This window comes from Blautia sp. MSJ-36, assembly GCF_018917985.1.
Taxonomy (GTDB): Bacteria; Bacillota; Clostridia; order Lachnospirales; family Lachnospiraceae; genus Blautia_A.
Genome location: NZ_JAHLPQ010000002.1, coordinates 17873 through 35910, shown reverse-complemented (window position 1 = coordinate 35910; position 18038 = coordinate 17873). Strand labels below are relative to the sequence as shown.

Annotated in this window: 14 protein-coding genes; 9 read left to right on the top strand and 5 right to left on the bottom strand. The window is 44.5% G+C overall.

Annotated features, from left to right (window positions below; genetic code table 11):
* Window positions 1–66 precede the first annotated feature (66 nt).
* The 5 genes from galT to KQI39_RS02235 all read left to right on the top strand — a co-directional run bounded on the left by galT (window position 67) and on the right by KQI39_RS02235 (window position 7335).
* Window positions 67–1557, top strand: a complete 1491-nt coding sequence (galT, locus tag KQI39_RS02255) for a UDP-glucose--hexose-1-phosphate uridylyltransferase (protein ID WP_216416139.1) — start codon at window positions 67–69, stop codon at window positions 1555–1557.
* 52 nt (window positions 1558–1609) lie between these two features.
* A complete protein-coding gene (locus KQI39_RS02250; protein ID WP_216416137.1) occupies window positions 1610–3091 on the top strand; it encodes an InlB B-repeat-containing protein in 1482 nt (493 codons plus the stop codon).
* Between the two features lie 178 nt (window positions 3092–3269).
* The gene (gene asnS / locus KQI39_RS02245; RefSeq protein WP_173762349.1) at window positions 3270–4661 is read left to right on the top strand and encodes an asparagine--tRNA ligase; all 1392 of its coding nucleotides are present in this window, start codon (window positions 3270–3272) and stop codon (window positions 4659–4661) included.
* Between the two features lie 37 nt (window positions 4662–4698).
* Window positions 4699–5760, top strand: coding sequence for a metallophosphoesterase family protein (locus tag KQI39_RS02240; protein WP_148445902.1), 1062 nt, complete (start codon window positions 4699–4701; stop codon window positions 5758–5760).
* 27 nt (window positions 5761–5787) lie between these two features.
* Window positions 5788–7335 (top strand): ATP-binding protein, encoded by a 1548-nt coding sequence (locus tag KQI39_RS02235; protein WP_216416135.1) that lies wholly within the window; start codon window positions 5788–5790, stop codon window positions 7333–7335.
* An 87-nt stretch (window positions 7336–7422) separates the two neighbouring features.
* Here the strand turns inward: KQI39_RS02235 and KQI39_RS02230 are convergent, their stop codons facing one another.
* The 4 genes from KQI39_RS02230 to murC form a co-directional block, all read right to left on the bottom strand.
* Window positions 7423–8607 (bottom strand): ribose-phosphate pyrophosphokinase, encoded by a 1185-nt coding sequence (locus tag KQI39_RS02230; protein WP_148445899.1) that lies wholly within the window; start codon window positions 8605–8607, stop codon window positions 7423–7425.
* Between the two features lies 1 nt (window position 8608).
* The gene (locus tag KQI39_RS02225; RefSeq protein ID WP_216416133.1) at window positions 8609–9595 is read right to left on the bottom strand and encodes an ATP-binding protein; all 987 of its coding nucleotides are present in this window, start codon (window positions 9593–9595) and stop codon (window positions 8609–8611) included.
* A 22-nt stretch (window positions 9596–9617) separates the two neighbouring features.
* Complete coding sequence (locus KQI39_RS02220) at window positions 9618–10721, bottom strand: DnaD domain protein (protein WP_173762345.1); 1104 nt, start codon at window positions 10719–10721, stop codon at window positions 9618–9620.
* A gap of 324 nt (window positions 10722–11045) precedes the next feature.
* Window positions 11046–12425 carry a UDP-N-acetylmuramate--L-alanine ligase gene (gene murC / locus KQI39_RS02215; protein WP_216416131.1) on the bottom strand — a complete coding sequence of 460 codons (1380 nt, stop codon included), beginning with the start codon at window positions 12423–12425 and terminating at the stop codon, window positions 11046–11048.
* Window positions 12426–12735: 310 nt separating this feature from the next.
* Between murC and KQI39_RS02210 the strand changes: the two genes are divergently transcribed.
* The 4 genes from KQI39_RS02210 (at window position 12736) to KQI39_RS02195 (ending at window position 17132) form a co-directional block, all read left to right on the top strand.
* Window positions 12736–14013 carry a glucose-1-phosphate adenylyltransferase gene (locus KQI39_RS02210; RefSeq protein ID WP_148445892.1) on the top strand — a complete coding sequence of 426 codons (1278 nt, stop codon included), beginning with the start codon at window positions 12736–12738 and terminating at the stop codon, window positions 14011–14013.
* The gene (gene glgD, locus KQI39_RS02205) at window positions 14010–15131 is read left to right on the top strand and encodes a glucose-1-phosphate adenylyltransferase subunit GlgD (RefSeq protein ID WP_148445890.1); all 1122 of its coding nucleotides are present in this window, start codon (window positions 14010–14012) and stop codon (window positions 15129–15131) included. Before KQI39_RS02210 ends, glgD begins: the two co-directional genes overlap by 4 nt.
* A gap of 51 nt (window positions 15132–15182) precedes the next feature.
* Window positions 15183–15479, top strand: coding sequence for a septation regulator SpoVG (gene spoVG / locus KQI39_RS02200; protein WP_148445888.1), 297 nt, complete (start codon window positions 15183–15185; stop codon window positions 15477–15479).
* A gap of 261 nt (window positions 15480–15740) precedes the next feature.
* Window positions 15741–17132, top strand: coding sequence for a PcsB-like coiled-coil domain-containing protein (locus KQI39_RS02195; protein ID WP_216416129.1), 1392 nt, complete (start codon window positions 15741–15743; stop codon window positions 17130–17132).
* A 102-nt stretch (window positions 17133–17234) separates the two neighbouring features.
* Here the strand turns inward: KQI39_RS02195 and pduB are convergent, their stop codons facing one another.
* A complete protein-coding gene (pduB, locus tag KQI39_RS02190) occupies window positions 17235–17957 on the bottom strand; it encodes a microcompartment protein PduB (RefSeq protein ID WP_195566632.1) in 723 nt (240 codons plus the stop codon).
* Window positions 17958–18038: the final 81 nt, after the last annotated feature.

The window sequence follows — 18038 nt, the reverse complement described above, 5'->3', positions numbered from 1 at the left end:
TCGGAAAACGTGGTGAAACATACACCCGTTTTCCGGAAAAAGCGCGACAGGAAAGGGGAAAATGCAATGTTAAGTGAAAGTATCAAAAAACTGGTGCAATATGGAGTGGAGAGTGGTATTACACCGGAATGTGAAAGAATCTATGCAACAAATCTTCTTCTGGATGCCTTCGGTGAAAGCGAATATACAGAACCGGAGACAGAATATGCTAAAATTGACCTTGAGGAAACTCTGAATGAGCTTCTTGATGAAGCTGTAAAGAGGGGCATTATTGAGGACAGTGTCGTATACAGAGATCTCTTTGATACAAAACTTATGAACTGTCTGATGCCACGTCCGGCGCAGGTGCAGAAAGAGTTCTGGGATGCTTATAAAGAAGATCCGGAAAAAGCTACGGATTTCTTTTATAAACTGAGCCAGGACAGCAACTACATCAGACGTTACCGTGTGAAAAAAGATCAGAAGTGGACAGTAGACAGCAAATATGGTAAGATCGATATCACCATCAATCTGTCCAAACCGGAAAAAGATCCAAAGGCAATCGCAGCTGCCAAACTGGTGAAGTCCAGCAGTTATCCGAAATGCCTGCTTTGTCCGGAGAATGAAGGATATGCAGGAAGGGTGAACCATCCGGCGAGAGAGAATCACAGAATTATTCCAATTACGATTAATGACAGTCCATGGGGCTTCCAGTATTCCCCATATGTTTACTACAATGAACATTGCATCGTATTTAACAGCAAACATACTCCGATGAAGATTGAGAGAAATACATTTATCAAGCTGTTTGATTTTGTGAAGCTGTTCCCGCATTATTTCCTTGGTTCCAATGCAGATCTTCCGATTGTTGGTGGTTCTATCCTGAGCCATGATCACTTCCAGGGCGGACATTATACGTTTGCTATGGCGAAGGCTGAGATTGAGAAACATGTGACGATTCCGGGATATGAAGATGTGGAAGCCGGTATTGTTAAGTGGCCGCTTTCTGTTTTACGTATTCGCAGTAAAGATGAGAAACGACTGATTGATCTGGCAACACATGTGCTGGCGAACTGGAGAGGTTATACAGATGAAGCGGCATTTGTTTTTGCAGAGACAGATGGGGAGCCTCACAATACGATTACGCCAATTGCACGTAAAGTGGGAGATACTTTTGAACTGGATCTGACACTTCGAAACAACATTACAACAGACGAGAATCCCCTTGGTGTTTATCATCCTCATGCACAGTATCATCACATCAAGAAAGAAAATATCGGTCTCATTGAGGTTATGGGACTGGCAGTTCTTCCGGCCCGTCTGAAAGAGGAACTGGAACTTCTGGAAGAGTATATTTTAAGCGGCAAAGATATTGCTTCCAACGAGAAGATTGAGAAACATGCCGCATGGGTTGCAGAATTTCTGCCGAAATATGAGAAACTTGACAAAGATAATATTCAGGAAGTTCTCCGCAAAGAAGTGGGCAATGTATTTGTTCACGTGCTGGAGGATGCCGGTGTTTATAAATGCACACCAGAGGGCAGAGATGCATTTATGAGATTTATCAACACTCTGTAATATACGGAGGCGCACCGGTGCTGGGTATGTATTTCAGGAGGAGTTTATTTATATGAAAAAAACACAGAGAACCGGAAAAGCCTTTCGAATAAAATGGCTTGTACTGGCACTTGCTGCGATGGCACTGATTCTTATGCCAGCTGCTTCGCAGAAGGTATCAGCAAGTAAACTTGTTTATACTGTGAAGTTTAATAACAATTCCGGTACCAGTAAAAGCAAAACCTATACATCATTGACACGGAATGTCACACTGAACACAACGATTAAGCTTCCGTCTGTTCCGAAAGCAGTCGGTTATCAGAACCTTGGCTGGACCACACAGAAAGGAAGCACCAAAGTTGTATATAAGGCCGGCGCAAGTGTAAAAGTCAAAAAAGATATGACACTGTATGCGGTTCGCAGAAAGAGCAAATACTATACAGTAAGTTTTTATCTCGGAAACGGAAGCACCAATGCTGCCTACAAGAAACTTACCAAGAGTGTGGAAGAGGGCACTTATTATACATTGCCTTCCGTACCATCCAGAACCGGTTATGTAAACCTGGGATGGGCCACAACCAAGAATGGCAAGTCTTCCACCGCAAAAAAAGCAGGAACAAAGATCAAGATAGCAGGCAACATCAAATACTATGCAGTGCAGATGCAGTCAGTCAGTGTAAATCTCTGCAAGGCAAACGGAACCGTATGGAAGACGGTAACGCTTGGAAAAGGCGGATACCTGAAGCTTCCTTCCGCATCCAATGCATCAGGATATACGTTTATGGGATGGTCGAAGACTAAACGCTCCGGCTCAGCGGCAGCTCCGTATTATGAAGCAGGCGAACTTTTGAAAGTCAGCAAAAACACCAGCCTGTATGCTACAGTATTTAACCGCTCTAAAGAGAGAAATATTACAGCAGATGAGATGGCACGCCCGGCTGTCGGAATGAAATACAGCAAAGTGATTTTTGTAGGAGATTCCCGTACAGTTGGAATGTATGCAACACTGAATAAGCAGATCGGCAGTTCATCGTCCAGTGGAGTTTCCTTTGTGGCAAGTGCAGGCCAGGGCCTGAGCTGGTTCCAGAGTGAAGGCTATGCAAAACTGCTTAAAGAGGTTGAGAAAGCCGAAGGATCTCTTCCGGTGGCGGTAGTCTTTAATTTTGGTGTAAATGATATGGCGAATGCAGGCAATTATGTAAGCTATATGACCAATATTGCATCTACACTGAAAAGTAAAAACTGTAAACTGTTTTACATGTCTGTAAATCCGCTTAACAGTACCATGATTACGAAAGCAGGAAAAGGAAGCCGAACAGAGGCACAGGTCAGAGAGTTTAACAGCAAGATCCGCTCGGGACTTTCTGCAAATTACAAGTATATTGATACCTACAGTGTACTGATGAAAACCGGATACGGAACCAACGCTTCTTATAATGGGGAAGACAGTGTCAGTGACGACGGACTTCATTATACAACCAAAACATTCAAGAGAATCTATTATTACTGCGTGATTTATCTGAATACAGGAAGCATTGATTCATTCTATTATTAACGGTTTGACAGCAAAGCTGATCCCGCATACCGGAATCTGTCCGGTATGCGGGATTTTTTATCCCTGTGAGAATTACTCCTTGCACGAACCATAAGAATAGTCTATACTTAATTCGATACGGACATTTGGAAGTCCGCAGGGACGTGTAATCCTGAATATGAGGAATGAGGTATAGATTATGAAACTGACAACAGTGAAAGAAATTTACAGAAACCGTGAACAGTATCTCGATAAAGAGATCACCGTAGGCGGCTGGGTACGAAGCGTTCGTGATTCCAAGGCTTTTGGCTTTATCGTACTTCATGATGGAAGTTTTTTTGAGACTCTTCAGATTGTATACCATGACAATATGGAGAATTTTGCAGAAGTTTCCAAACTGAATGTTGGAGCAGCCATCATTGTAAAAGGTACACTGGTAGCTACCCCGCAGGCGAAGCAGCCATTCGAGATCCAGGCAACAGAGGTATCCGTAGAGGGAACTTCCGCACCGGATTATCCGCTGCAGAAGAAGCGTCACAGCCTTGAATATTTAAGAACTATGACCCATTTAAGACCGAGAACCAATACTTTCCAGGCTGTATTCCGTGTACGTTCTCTCTGTGCATATGCCATCCATAAATTTTTCCAGGAGAGAGGCTTTGTTTATGTGCATACACCGCTGATCACAGGAAGTGACTGTGAAGGTGCCGGAGAGATGTTCCAGGTAACAACACTTGATCCTGCGAACATGCCGATGACAGAAGATGGAAAGGTAGATTATTCACAGGATTTCTTTGGAAAAGAGACCAACCTTACTGTAAGCGGTCAGCTGAATGGTGAGACTTATGCACAGGCATTCCGTAACATCTACACATTCGGACCGACTTTCCGTGCAGAGAATTCCAACACAACCCGTCATGCAGCTGAGTTCTGGATGATCGAGCCGGAGTGTGCATTTGCAGATCTTCAGGATGATATGGAGCTTGCGGAAGCTATGCTGAAATATGTGATCCGTTATGTCCTTGAGAACGCACCGGAAGAGATGAATTTCTTCAATTCTTTCATAGATAAGGGACTTCTTGACAGACTGAACCATGTGCTTAATTCTGAGTTTGCACATGTAACTTACACAGAGGCTGTTGAGATTCTTGAGAAAAACAATGACAAATTTGACTATAAGGTATTCTGGGGATGCGATCTTCAGACAGAGCATGAGCGCTATCTGACAGAACAGATTTACAAGAGACCGGTATTTGTTACTGATTATCCAAAGGAAATCAAAGCATTCTATATGAAGCTGAATGAGGATGGCAAGACAGTTGCAGCTATGGACTGCCTTGTACCGGGAATCGGAGAAATCATCGGAGGAAGCCAGAGAGAGGATGATTACGGTAAACTGAAAGCACGTATGGACGAGCTTGGACTGAAACCGGAAGATTATGACTTCTATCTGGATCTTCGTAAATACGGTTCTACCCGTCATTCCGGATTTGGCCTTGGATTTGAGAGATGCGTTATGTATCTCACAGGTATGGGTAACATCCGTGATGTGATTCCGTTCCCGAGAACTGTAAAGAACTGCGATCTTTAATGATTGCGTGTAAGGAATACACAAGGGAGACACTATTATGAGATTTATTCATCTTGCAGACGTGCATCTGGGCGCTGTCCCTGACAGGGGCTGCCCATGGAGCAAAGAGCGGGAGGAAGAAATCTGGAGCACTTTCCGCCGGGTTATTGCGGGCATCCGCGAAGATCCGGTGGATTTGCTATTTATATCCGGAGATCTGTTCCACCGCCAGCCGCTTATGAGAGAGCTTAAGGAAGTGAATTATCTGTTTTCCACCATTCCGGACACCAGAGTGTATCTGATGGCGGGAAACCATGATTTTATCAGCAGGGATTCTTTTTACAATACATTTGAGTGGAATCCCAATGTGACTTTTTTCAAAAGCAGAGAACTGACCTGTGTCAAAGATCCAAGGCTGGATGTTTATGTGTACGGACTCAGTTATTATGACAGAGAAATCAAAGAGGGACTTTACGATAAAGCTGTGCCGATTCAGGAAGAGGGAATTCATATTCTTCTTGCCCATGGTGGAGATGAGAAACACATTCCGTTAAGTGCGGCTTCCCTGGCTGCGGCAGGATTCGATTATGTGGCATTGGGACATATCCATAAACCACAGATTCTGATTCGTGACCAGGCCGCTTTTTCAGGTGCGCTGGAACCCATAGACAGGAATGATACCGGAGAACATGGCTATATGGAAGGACGTCTGGTGGACGGAAGAATCCGCACGGAATTTGTTCCGTTTGCCTGCCGTTCCTATCAGCAACTGGTGATGCCTCTTCATGAAGAAACAACGCAGATTTCCTTGGAAGAAGCTGTGAAATCTCAGATTTTCCGCAGAGGCGGCAGGAATATCTACCGGATTATCCTTCAGGGAATGCGGTCGCCGGATATTCTTCTGATTCCGGAAAAACTGAAAAGTCTGGGAAATATCACAGAGGTGGTAGATGAATCCTGGCCTGCCTATGATCTGGAAGATCTTTATAAACGGTACAGCGGTACGCTGATTGGCGATTATATCGGTTATTTTCTTGCCAAGGGAAGGATGGATACTGTGGAAAAAAAGGCACTGTATTATGGACTTCAGGCACTGCTTGAGACAAGCAGCAGGCGATAACCAGAAAGCGCAGGAGGATAGTGGAAGATGGTTATCAGACGTTTGAAAATAAAAAATTTCGGTAAAATACGGGATAAGGATATGGAACTTTCTCCGGGGATCAATGTACTTTACGGAGAGAATGAGAGCGGGAAAACAACAACACATACCTTTATCCGTTCCATGTTTTACGGGGTTCGCAGACTTCGTGGAAAAGCCTCTCAGAATGATACATATACGAAATATGAACCCTGGGAAAATCCGGCGGAATATGGCGGAATTCTTTGGTTTACAAGTAAGGGAAAGAATTATCGTCTTACCAGAAATTTTTACAAAGAAAAAAAACTGGGGGAGCTTCTCTGCGAGGATGATGGAAGTCTTGTGGATGCGGAACAGGGAGCTCTAGGTACGATTCTCGGAAATGTGAGTGAGGCAGTTTATGATAACACGGTTTCCGTGGCGCAGCTGAAAAGCGTTACCGGAAAAGATCTCGTCCGCGAACTGCAGAACTACATGGCAAGCTATCAGGGAACCGGCGACAGTTCCGTGGATATGGGACGTGCCATGCAGATGCTGAAAATGTCCAGAAAAGGATATCTGACAGAATCTGCACGCAGAAAAAAAGACCTGGAAAAAGAAAAGGAAAAAATTTCCGCAAATATGGAATATATCCGTCGGGAAATCAGAGAACTGGATGAAAAGCGGGACAGAATTACACAGCAGCAGAATGGCATGAATATGGGAACCCGGGATAAAAGCACGGAAGATCTTCTGGAACTTCGAATTGACCGTGTGAAAAGAAGACGGGAGCTTAACGGGGCATTCCTGGCGGTTGTTCTTCTGTGCGGTATTGCCGGAACCGGCTGCCTGGCAGCTTTTTCCGGACAGATTATTTTAAGTCTCCTTGCCGGTGTGGCAACAGCGGGAGTTACAGTGGCAGCTTTGTTTTTCCATGTACGGCTGAGCCGGGAACTGAATAAAAGAGAACGTCAGAGAGAACGCTGGCTTTCCAGACATGATGAACTGACCTGGAACCGCAACAGCCTGGACAGTGACTATGAAGAAAAATATACGGCACTTTCCAATCTTCAGTCAGAACTTCAGGAATGTGAGGAAAATACAGAGGTATTAACTCCGGAAGAAATGGAAATCCAGGCACTGAATATGGCTATGGATACGATTGAAGCACTTTCAGGAAATATCACCGATCAGGTAGGAAGCCGCCTGAAATGCCGTACCTCAGAAATTTTAAGTGAGATTACAGGTGGAAAATACCGGGAAGTTCTGATGGATGAGGAACTTCACATGTCTGTGAATACCGGTGACAGAACCGTTTCCATTGAACGGCTGAGCCGGGGGACTCTGGAGCAGATTTATTTTGCACTCCGTATGGCGGCAGGAGAGCTTTTTTGCAAGGAAGAGCCGTTTCCTGTAATCCTGGATGATGTATTTGGAATGTATGACGAAGACCGGCTTGCGGCAGCTCTCCGGTGGCTTCATAAAGAAAACAGACAGGTGATTATAAGCACCTGCCACAAGAGAGAAATGGAAATTCTGGATAAAGAAGGAATTCCGTATCAGAAACTTTTTCTGTGAGGATGAATAAAAAACAGCGGTTACACTTTCTGACAATCAGGATACTGATTACAGAAAGCGTAACCGCTGTTTCTTTTTTGGGATTATTTATTTCTCATACTGGCTCATGTAGTTTGTTACACAGCGTTTGATTCTGTCTACCGGATTCAGAAGGTGGCTGACAGAAGTATCATGATTCAGAGTATCAATAATCAGTGCGATGTACTTGCTCATATCACAGCTGATGTAGTATGGCTTCTCAAGAAGCTCCGGTGCCTGATAAACCAGGTTGGTAGTAAGGAGTTTGTCGAAGTAGCCTTTCTTGTAAGCATCGTCAAATTTCTCAAGCCCGTCTGTGAAGAAACCGAATGTAGAGCAGATATAAACCTTGCCTGCTCCTTTCTCTTTCAGGAGAGAAGCGATTTTCAGGATTGTATCACCGGAAGAAATCATATCATCGATCAGGATCATATCCTTGCCTTCAATCTTCGGTCCGAGGAACTCATATGCAGCAATCGGATGACGGCCATTTACATATCTTGAGTAATCCAGACGTTTGTAGTACATACCCATATCAACACCAAGAACGTTGGCGAGATAGATTGCACGGCTCATGCTTCCCTCGTCCGGGCTGATGGTCATGAAATGATCTTTGTCAATGTGGAGTCCTTCTTCATTTTTAAGAAGAGCCTTGATAAACTGGTAAGATGGCTGTACAGTCTCAAAGCCGTGAAGAGGAGTTGCGTTCTGTACACGGGAATCATGTGCGTCAAAGGTGATGATATTCTCAACACCCATGTCGATCAGCTCATGAAGTGCATTGGCACAGTCAAGAGACTCTCTTCCGACACGTTTGTCCTGGCGGCTCTCATAGAGATATGGCATGATTACGTTGACTCTGCGGGCCTTTCCGCCTACAGCAGCGATAACACGCTTCATATCCTGGAAGTGATCATCCGGGGACATAAGATTTGTGTAAGGTCCGATCGGATAGGATAAGCTGTAGTTAGTTACGTCTACCATGACGTAAATATCATCGCCACGGACAGATTCATTGATGGTACATTTACCCTCGCCGGAGCCGAAACGTGGAGTCTTGGCATCGATGATGTAAGAATCACGTTTGTATCCTTCGAATGCGAAGGAATCCATTCCAGGATACTGTCTTTCGGCACGCCATTTAACCAGCCAATCGTTCACCTTCGCACCTAATGAGCTGCAGCTCTGAAGGGGAATCAGTCCAAGTCTTCCTACCGGGAGTGTGGAAAAATCTTTTGTAGTTACCTGTGCCATTTTAATTTCCTCCTAAAAATATTTTCTGTATACGGATGTCTTTCCCGATCAGCGATATCATCTGATAGTTGCTGGCAATTCGGGAAAAGGTTCTCTCGGAATAGGTATCCGAGAAATTCTTGAGCGTCAGATTCGTGGAAATGATCGTAGATTTTCTACGCATGATCCGTTCATTGAGACAGAGAAAAAGCTGTGAGGATACGAAACTGTTGGTAAGTTCCGTTCCCAGGTCATCAATGATCAGAAGATCACAGTCATAGATCAGTTCCTCATCAGTGCCGGTATCTTTTCTGGAAAAAGAATTCGCAGCCATCATATCAAAAAGATCGTAGGCTGAAAAGTACAGGACACAGTGGGTGGATCTGAGAAGCTCCCGTGCGATGCAGTGTGAAAGAAATGTTTTTCCCACACCGGTATCGCCATACAAAAACAGGTTTTCAAATTTATGGTCGAAGTCATGCACAAAGCGCTGTGCAGTATCGTAGGCCCGTCTGGCTGTTTCCAGTGCAGACAGTCCCGTGGCTTCGTTTTTTATTGTAGCAGAATAATAGTCAAATGAAAAGCTGTCAAAATTTTCTTTTTCCAGAATTTCGTTCAGATTGGACTGTGCATAGAGCAGTTCGATCTCAGCTTTTTTAAAACAGGTGCATTTTTTGCTGCCAATGTAGCCGGTGTCCTGACAGGCAGGACAGGTATAAGGCATTTCCAGATAATCTCCGGGGAAGCCGTTGGCAACAAGAAGAGTGATACGCTCATCGGAAAGTTCCTGAATGGCAGCTCTCAGATCAGCAGTGCCCTTCTCTTCCTTGTTTAGGAGACGCCGTACTTTGGCTGCGCTTAAGGTTGCCACCTCATCGTCAATTTCTTTCAGACGGGGGATTTTTCCGTAAGCCTCGGCAGTATGTTCTTCCAGAATCCGGTGGTTCTGTGCCTGACGGCGGCTGTATTCTCTCATTATAGTATCATACTGAAAATTCTGTAAAGGCATAAAAAGCTCCTTCCAGTTTCTGTTACTGGTTGTTTAAAAGACGTTTTTCGTATTCTGCAAAATCATAATCACGCTGGTGGAAATTGTTGAAACGGTTATTATTCTGGGGCTGTGTGGCCTGCTGCTTTTTGGGGGCAACAGATTTCTCAAGCTGACGCTTCTTGTGTTCGGCGTCCAGAATACGGATATCCTCCAACGTATGTACATTTTTCTTTTTCCAGCCCGAGAGTATTTTATCTGCATACTGGAAACTTGGCTGTCCGGTAGCGAGAACTGTCCGGCTGCAGGCTTCCTGGATCAGGTCCAGGTCAAAACCGTAAGTCTTGCGCCAGGTATCAATATAAGTGATTTCGTTATCAACCGGATTACGGCCGCTGATTCCCATTGCTTTCAGAATGGTATAATAATCTTTTGAAAAACGGGAGCTGGCATCGCGGGCCATTTCAACGGTGGTGACGCCGTCTTTCGCCCAGGCGAGGGCAACAGTTTCAATATAACGCATACTCTTGCGGCCTCTGGAAACACAGTATTCCACAAGATATTCAATCAGATCCGCGGACATGTGCAGTTCATCATAGAAGAAAAGAATCTTCTGCATTTCCGTAGGAGTCAGTGTCTTGGCAAGGTACTGCTCGGCGATGTAGAGAAGCTGGCTGATCTCTTCTTTCTGTTTCAGCTCCTTAATCCGGTCCGGAGTAAGGCTGCGGATATAATCAGAAGATTCCGGAATGGTGGTATCTGTATTACCGGAAACGGCAGCAGGTGTTGTCTGAGCAGCAGTTGTACCTGCTTCCATGGAAGCGCTGCTCTCCATATGACCGGCGTCCGCAAATGGTTCCAGAAGAGTAATTCCGGAAAGCTGCTGGTTGGCTGTATAGGTCAGTGAAACCAGTTTCTCAGATTCCCAGTATTTCAGTGCACGGGAGATATCTCTTTCAGTGCAGAAGAGGCAGTCAGCCATACGCTCCAGACTGAAAGAAGAAGGAGCGGCAGATACCATCCGCAGAAGATAGATATATACCTTCACGAACTCTCCGTTGGCACGCGGCATAAAATTGTCAATAAAACGATTGGAAAGAATCGTCACCTCTTGTTCGGAGGAATTCTGAAGCGAAACCAGACTCATGATCAGCAGCTCCCTTTCTTTATCTTTTTCTTTAAGTGGTGCAAAAGCCCGCTTTTGCTAAACAGGATTATAGCACAACCACTTTTAGTTGAGAATAGTTTATTTTCACAGGGGGTGTGCATCAATCCACATGTGGAAAATGTGGATAATGTGGAAAACTTTGAGGGTAACATTATCAGCAACTTGCAAAAACCTCGATTTTATAAGAAAAATGCGGTATTTGTTGAAATTGGCTGTTGAATTATGTCAAGTGGGTTATACACAAAAAAATCCACATGCCAGGCACGTCTGGAATGTGCATAAGCATGTGGATAATGTGGATAACTATTTTCCGAGGAGGTGTTCTCCAATGTTTACAACGTCTCCGGCGCCCATAGTTATCAACAGATCACCATGTGCACAACTTTTTAAGAGGAAGCTCTCGATTTCATCAAAAGTCGGGAAATATTCGCAGGGGGTTCCAAGTTCCTGGATCTGTTTCTGGAGATCCTGGGAAGAAATACCAAGATCGTCTGTTTCACGTGCGGCATAAATATCAGCCAGCACAACATGGTCAGCCAGAGTCAGGGCTTTTGCAAATTCAGGAAGAAGAGCCTTGGTACGTGTGTAGGTATGAGGCTGGAATACACACCATACTTTCTGATGCGGATAATTCTTCGCCGCGTGAAGGGTAGCTTCGATTTCTGTTGGATGATGTGCGTAATCATCAATGATGGTAACGCCGCCGATTTCTCCCTTGTACTGGAAACGGCGGTCTGTGCCTGTAAAGCTTCCGAGGCCTTTGACAATCACATCATCCGGAAGATCCAGAAGGCGTCCTACGGCAATGGCGGCCAATGCGTTGGAGACATTGTGGATGCCCGGTACACGAAGGTAATAGCTGCCGATTTTTTTGCCCTGGAAAAGAACAGAGAAGGAAGGATGTCCGTATTTATCCCAGGTGATATCTGCAGCTGTATAATCTGCGTCATGCTCAAGACCGTAAGTAAGAACATGACATGAAAGATCACGGGTAATAGTTTCATATTCCGGTGTGTCAGCATTGATGATCAGGGTGCCGTCAGCAGGAAGAAGTTCTGCAAACTTCCGGAAGGAATGGCGGATATCGTCAATATCCTTGAAGAAATCCAGATGGTCCGCATCCATGTTCAGGATGACACTGATTTTCGGGAAGAAGCTTAAGAAGCTGTTGGTATACTCGCATGCCTCTGTAACAAAAGTTTCAGAATTTCCGACGCGGATATTTCCGTGGATAGCAGGAAGGATTCCTCCTACACTGATGGTAGGATCACATTCGCCTTCAAGAAGGATGTGGGAAACCATGGAAGTTGTGGTGGTTTTTCCGTGGGTACCGGAAATTGCGATCGGTGTATCGTAGTTACGCATGATCTGACCGAGAAGTTCCGCACGTGTGAGCATTGGAAGCCCTTTTTCTTTTGCACAGGCGAATTCCGGGTTGTCCGGATGGATTGCTGCTGTATAAACAACCACGTCCACATCATCTTTGATGTTGGCTGCACGCTGTCCGTAGTAAATTACGGCACCGCGCTCTTCCAGGGTACGGGTCAGCGGACTGGCCTTGGCATCGGAACCGGAAATCTTAAAATCCTCTTCCAGAAGGATCTCTGCGAGGCCGCTCATACTGATGCCGCCGATGCCGATAAAATGAATATGGAGTGGTTTATGAAAGTCTATCTGATACATAATAATCTCCTTATATATGTTATTTTCGGGGTTCTTTAGTCTGTTTTATTATAACGCCAACAGAAACAATTGAAAAGTGGTACTTTTGGATAAAAAATGGTTTTCTACGGAGTGTAAAAGTAACTAGAAAATATTAGCAAAAAATGTTGAAATTTACCAGAAGAATGAAAAGAATGACAAGTCTTACCAATTTATAGTATACAATAGCGATAAAAAAAGTAAAACGCAATCAAAATAATTGTAAAAAATGTTCACTAATACAGTAAAGTATGTTATAATTAAATAATCATAACATACAAGAGGTGATCGCATGATTAAGAAAGAGATGATTGCCATGCTCTTGGCCGGTGGGCAAGGCAGCAGGTTAGGAGTTTTGACAGAAAAGGTTGCAAAGCCGGCAGTCGCTTTTGGTGGTAAATATCGTATCATCGATTTTCCACTGAGCAATTGTATTAACTCGGGAATTGATACGGTGGGTGTGCTGACACAGTATCAGCCGCTTCGCCTGAATACACATATTGGGATTGGTATTCCGTGGGATCTGGACCGTAATGAAGGCGGTGTTACAGTTCTTCCGCCATATGAGAAGAGCACAAGCAGCGAATGGTACACAGGAACTGCAAATGCGATTTATCAGAACCTGGCTTATATGGAACAGTATAACCCGGATTATGTACTGATTCTTTCCGGTGACCATATTTATAAGATGGATTACGAAGTGATGCTGGATTTCCACAAGGCGAACAAGGCAGATATTACCATTGCATGTATGCCTGTTCCGATCGAGGAAGCCAGCCGTTTTGGTATTATGGTCACTGATGAGAGTAACCGTATCACTGAATTTGAGGAGAAACCGGAACATCCAAGCAGCAATCTTGCTTCTATGGGTATTTATATTTTCTCATGGCCGGTTCTGAAGGAAGCGTTGATTGCGCTGAAAGATCAGAACGGATGTGATTTCGGTAAACATATTCTTCCGTACTGCAAGGAGAAGGGACAGCGCCTTTTTGCCTATGAGTACAATGGTTACTGGAAAGATGTCGGAACACTGGGTTCTTACTGGGAAGCAAATATGGAGCTGATCGATATCATTCCGGAGTTTAATCTCTATGAAGAATTCTGGAGAATTTACACCAAGGGTGATGTGATTCCTCCGCAGTATATTTCCGAAGATGCGGTTGTGGACAAATGTATCATTGGTGAGGGAACCGAAATCTACGGTGAAGTACATAATTCAGTAATCGGTCCGAATGTTGTTATTGGCAAGGGCAGTGTGATCCGTGATTCTATCATCATGAAGAACACATCTGTTGGTGAGAATGTTGTTATGGATAAAGCCATTGTGGCAGAGGATGTTGTTGTGGGAAATAACGTTGTAATCGGATGTGGTGAGGAAGCACCGAATGTTCTGAAACCTGCCGTATATTCCTTCGGCCTTGCGGCAATCGGAGAAAACAGCGTGATTCCGGACAATGTTAAGATCGGTAAGAATACCGCCATCTCAGGCGTTACAACGAAAGAAGACTACCCTGACGGAGAGCTGGCAGCTGGCCAGGTAATTGCAGCAAAGGACGGTGGGAAAGAATGAGAGCGATAGGTATTATTTTGGCAGGCGGTAACAATAACCGTATGAGAGAATTATCAAACAAAAGAGCGATTGCGGCGATGCCTATTGCAGGAAGCTACCGTGCAATCGATTTTGCCCTCAGTAACATGGCGAATTCACATATCCAGAAGGTTGCTGTGCTGACACAGTATAATGCCCGTTCCCTCAATGAGCATTTAAGCTCATCCAAATGGTGGGATTTCGGAAGAAAGCAGGGAGGGCTTTATGTTTTTACGCCAACCATTACCAGAGACAACAGTTTATGGTATCAGGGAACTGCTGATGCGATTTATCAGAATCTGACTTTCCTTAAGAACAGCCATGAACCGTATGTTGTAATTGCTTCCGGCGATGGAATCTACAAGCTGGATTACAATAAAGTTCTGGAGTATCATATTGCGAAACGTGCAGACGTTACCGTTGTATGTACCACATGCCAGGATCAGAGCCAGGTTGAGAGATTTGGTGTTCTTCGTATGAATGAAGACTGCCGGATTGAGGAATTTGAGGAGAAACCGATTGTTTCTTCTTATAACACTGTGTCTACAGGTATCTATGTCATCCGCAGAAGACAGCTGATTGAGCTGATCGAGCGTGCGGCCCAGGAGGGAAGACATGATTTTGTAAATGATATTCTCATCCGATATAAGAATCTGAAGAGAATTTATGGATATAAGATCGATACCTACTGGAATAACATCTCTACTGCAGAGGCTTATTATCAGACAAATATGGATTTCCTGAAACCAGAGATCCGTAATTATTTCTTTAAACAGGAACCTGCAATCAAGACCAAAATTGCAGACGTGCCACCGGCAAAATATAATCCTGGTGCAGCTGTAAAGAACAGCCTGATATCCAGTGGATGTATTATCAACGGAACCGTAGAGAATTCTGTTTTGTTCCGTGATGTATTTGTAGGCAATAACTGTGTAATCAAAAACTCTGTAATTCTCAATGATGTATACCTTGGAGATAATACACATATTGAGAATTGCATTGTTGAGAGCCGGGATACCATCCGGGCGAATTCATATTACTGCGGCGAAGAAGGAGAAGTGAAAATCGTCGTGGAGAAAAACGAGCGCTACGTATTGTAAATGCAGAAATTCCCGCAGATACGTTTAGCGAAATGAAAGGGGCAAGTAACAATGAATATTACAGATGTACGTGTGAGAAAGGTAGCAAAAGAAGGGAAAATGAAGGCCGTTGTGTCTGTCACTATAGATGACGAGTTTGTGGTACATGACATTAAGGTAATCGAAGGAGAGAAAGGTCTGTTTATCGCAATGCCGAGCCGCAAGGCAAGTGATGGAGAATATCGTGATATCGCACATCCCATTAATTCTGCAACAAGAGAGCGAATTCAGACCATTATTCTGGACAAGTATCAGGAAGTAATGGCTGAGGAAGCTGAAAATGAGGTTCTTATGGAGGCTGCAGAGTAAATACAGCCAAAGGGTGTATGGCAATGACAGCGGAGAAAGATCCGCATAGCTGACGACTTGGGAATTGAGACTGCATAGGATAAGGTAAATAAAAAGCTGTTGTTTTACATGGAAAATCTGTAAAGCAGCAGCTTTTTTGGTGGGCTTTTGTTGCGTAGAAATTGCAATTATTACGTATTTGTTACAGAAATAAAATAAAATTATTGCTTTTTATGAAAAATGTGTTATACTATAACCCATGAAAGGACGAAAGGTGTTTATATGAAGAATAGAAAAGTTTTCACATTACTGCTGACAGGTATGCTCACCCTTTCCATGGGAAGCACTGTATACGCATCCAGCACAGAAGCTGCTATTGCAGATGCACAGGCGCAGAAACAGGCCGCCCAAGAGGGTCTGGCGCAGGTACAGAGCAGCATCGGAAGCCTGGAGAGCAAGAAGCAGGAGCTGGAGAGCTATCTGGCCGATTTAAACGCACAGTATGAGGATCTTACCAACAGTATTGCAGAACTGAGCATTCAGGCTGCCGAGAAGGAAGAAGAATTAAATAAAGTAAAAACCGAACTTACAAAAGCAAAAAAAGCTTCTGCAAATCAGTACGAATCCATGAAGCTTCGAATTGCATATATGTATGAGAATGCCGGAACTTCCGCACTGGAAACACTGCTTTCTTCCCAGAGTCTGGCAGAATTTCTGAACCGCGCAGAGAATGCGATCCAGATTTCCACATACGACAGAAACATGCTGGATAAATACATAAGCCTTCAGAAAAATATTCAGGAAAATGAACAGAAGGTAGAGACAGAATCCGCAGAGATCGATAATCTGATGACAGAGCGTGCGTCCAAACAGCAGGAAGTGCAGTCCATGGCCGCAAGTACAAGCAGCGATATCAACTCTTATGTGAGTCAGATCAGTGCCAGTCAGGAAGAAGCCCAGCAGCTGATGGCGGATATCAGCAATGCGGACAGCAGTATTACTGCTCTGGTACAGCAGGCAGAAGCTGAGAAAGCAGCCGAAGAGAAAAGACAGGCAGAAGCTGCAGCAGAGGAGAAGAGACAGGCAGAGGCAGAAGCAGCAGCTGAGTCGGAGGCCGCACAGGATACAGAAGAGAGCGATGCAGACAGCAGCTCCAGTTCTGAGGATACAGCAGCGGATGATTACGATTACGGATATGACCCGGATGAGGATACTACAGAATCTTCCAGCAGTTCTACAAGTTCTGAGGTTGTTGTAGAGGAAGAAGATGAGGAAGACGATGTACAGTCCGGAAACTCTTCGGATTATTCAGATGAGAGTTCTGAGGACACATCATCCGAAGATACATCTTCAGATACAGCCGATACATCTTCAGATTCCGGTTCTTCCAGTCAGGGAACTTACCTTGGAAACTTTACACTGACTGCATACTGTAACTGTGCACAGTGTTGTGGTACAGCAGGTAATCTTACAGCCAGCGGTACAGTTCCGACAGCGGGACGTACAGTTGCAATGGCAGGGGTACCTTTTGGAACCAAGCTTCTGATTAATGGTAATGTGTATACAGTAGAGGATCTTGGAACTCCTTATGGACATGTAGATATTTACTGTGGAAGCCATGAGGAGGCATTAAGCTTCGGACTTCAGTCTGCAGATGTATATCAGGTAGGCTGATTCTGACAAGGGAGAAAATATATAAGATGAAAACAGCGCCACAGAATCGTGTTACGATTTTCTGTGGCGCTGTTTTTGCGGTAACAAGGTTACAAAAAAATTCTATAAATATGGGGTACCTGGAATTTCCGGATAGGTTCCCATACCGATAAGAAGTTCAAGTCCTGTCTGACGGCCTTCCAGTACGGCGGCTTTTACTGCACTGGCGTCACCGGAGATGGCAATGATGACTTCATTGGAGTGGCTGGTGCCGATATCCGGGGTCATGTATTTCGTGATGGATACAGCGGCGGCTTTTACGGCATTGTCAGCCATAACAAGTCCGATCGCGGCGGGGGAACCTGCCATGAATCCGAATGCTTCACCAAGTGGTGTGCCGAAAGCTTTATGGATTGCAGGGCCTGCGTTGGCAGAAAAAGCAAATTCCAGATGTCCGGATTCACTGATGTAAACTTCACCGGCATTTTTGTTGGTCAGTTCCAGAGCCAGTGAAATGGCGTGGCGTACATCGGATACGTCATTTCCGCCAAGTACGATATAGTTTCCGTGCCCGCCCCAGCCTTTTGTGTCTCGTGGAAGTTCAATAGAAAGAACTTCCGTGTTGGTTGCTTTTACCGCATCATCAATGGCTGTGATCTGGCCGGCAGCACCTGTACGGGAACTGAAAAGTCCGAGACAGTGGTATTTGGTGCCGACATTCATCTGTTGAAGAAGGGAATCGTCAACTCCGGAAATCACAAGTCCGATGGTGTCAAGGACTGCAGTTCCCACGAATTCCGTCCGGGTGCAGGTTGTGCTGATGTTGTGTATATCATGTATATCCATGTGGAAAAATCCCCCTTTTTAGGCTGAAAAATCATTGCTTTCAGTATAACATTGGAGAAGAAATTTTGAAAGCAAAAAAAC

Bases quoted from the DNA above. Each gene is read 5' to 3' on its own strand.
- galT (WP_216416139.1), top strand. From the start codon at position 67: ATGTTAAGTGAAAGTATCAAAAAACTGGTGCAATATGGAGTGGAGAGT.
- KQI39_RS02250 (WP_216416137.1), top strand. From the start codon at position 1,610: ATGAAAAAAACACAGAGAACCGGAAAAGCCTTTCGAATAAAATGGCTT.
- asnS (WP_173762349.1), top strand. From the start codon at position 3,270: ATGAAACTGACAACAGTGAAAGAAATTTACAGAAACCGTGAACAGTAT.
- KQI39_RS02240 (WP_148445902.1), top strand. From the start codon at position 4,699: ATGAGATTTATTCATCTTGCAGACGTGCATCTGGGCGCTGTCCCTGAC.
- KQI39_RS02235 (WP_216416135.1), top strand. From the start codon at position 5,788: ATGGTTATCAGACGTTTGAAAATAAAAAATTTCGGTAAAATACGGGAT.
- KQI39_RS02230 (WP_148445899.1), bottom strand. From the start codon at position 8,607: ATGGCACAGGTAACTACAAAAGATTTTTCCACACTCCCGGTAGGAAGA.
- KQI39_RS02225 (WP_216416133.1), bottom strand. From the start codon at position 9,595: ATGCCTTTACAGAATTTTCAGTATGATACTATAATGAGAGAATACAGC.
- KQI39_RS02220 (WP_173762345.1), bottom strand. From the start codon at position 10,721: ATGAGTCTGGTTTCGCTTCAGAATTCCTCCGAACAAGAGGTGACGATT.
- murC (WP_216416131.1), bottom strand. From the start codon at position 12,425: ATGTATCAGATAGACTTTCATAAACCACTCCATATTCATTTTATCGGC.
- KQI39_RS02210 (WP_148445892.1), top strand. From the start codon at position 12,736: ATGATTAAGAAAGAGATGATTGCCATGCTCTTGGCCGGTGGGCAAGGC.
- glgD (WP_148445890.1), top strand. From the start codon at position 14,010: ATGAGAGCGATAGGTATTATTTTGGCAGGCGGTAACAATAACCGTATG.
- spoVG (WP_148445888.1), top strand. From the start codon at position 15,183: ATGAATATTACAGATGTACGTGTGAGAAAGGTAGCAAAAGAAGGGAAA.
- KQI39_RS02195 (WP_216416129.1), top strand. From the start codon at position 15,741: ATGAAGAATAGAAAAGTTTTCACATTACTGCTGACAGGTATGCTCACC.
- pduB (WP_195566632.1), bottom strand. From the start codon at position 17,957: ATGGATATACATGATATACACAACATCAGCACAACCTGCACCCGGACG.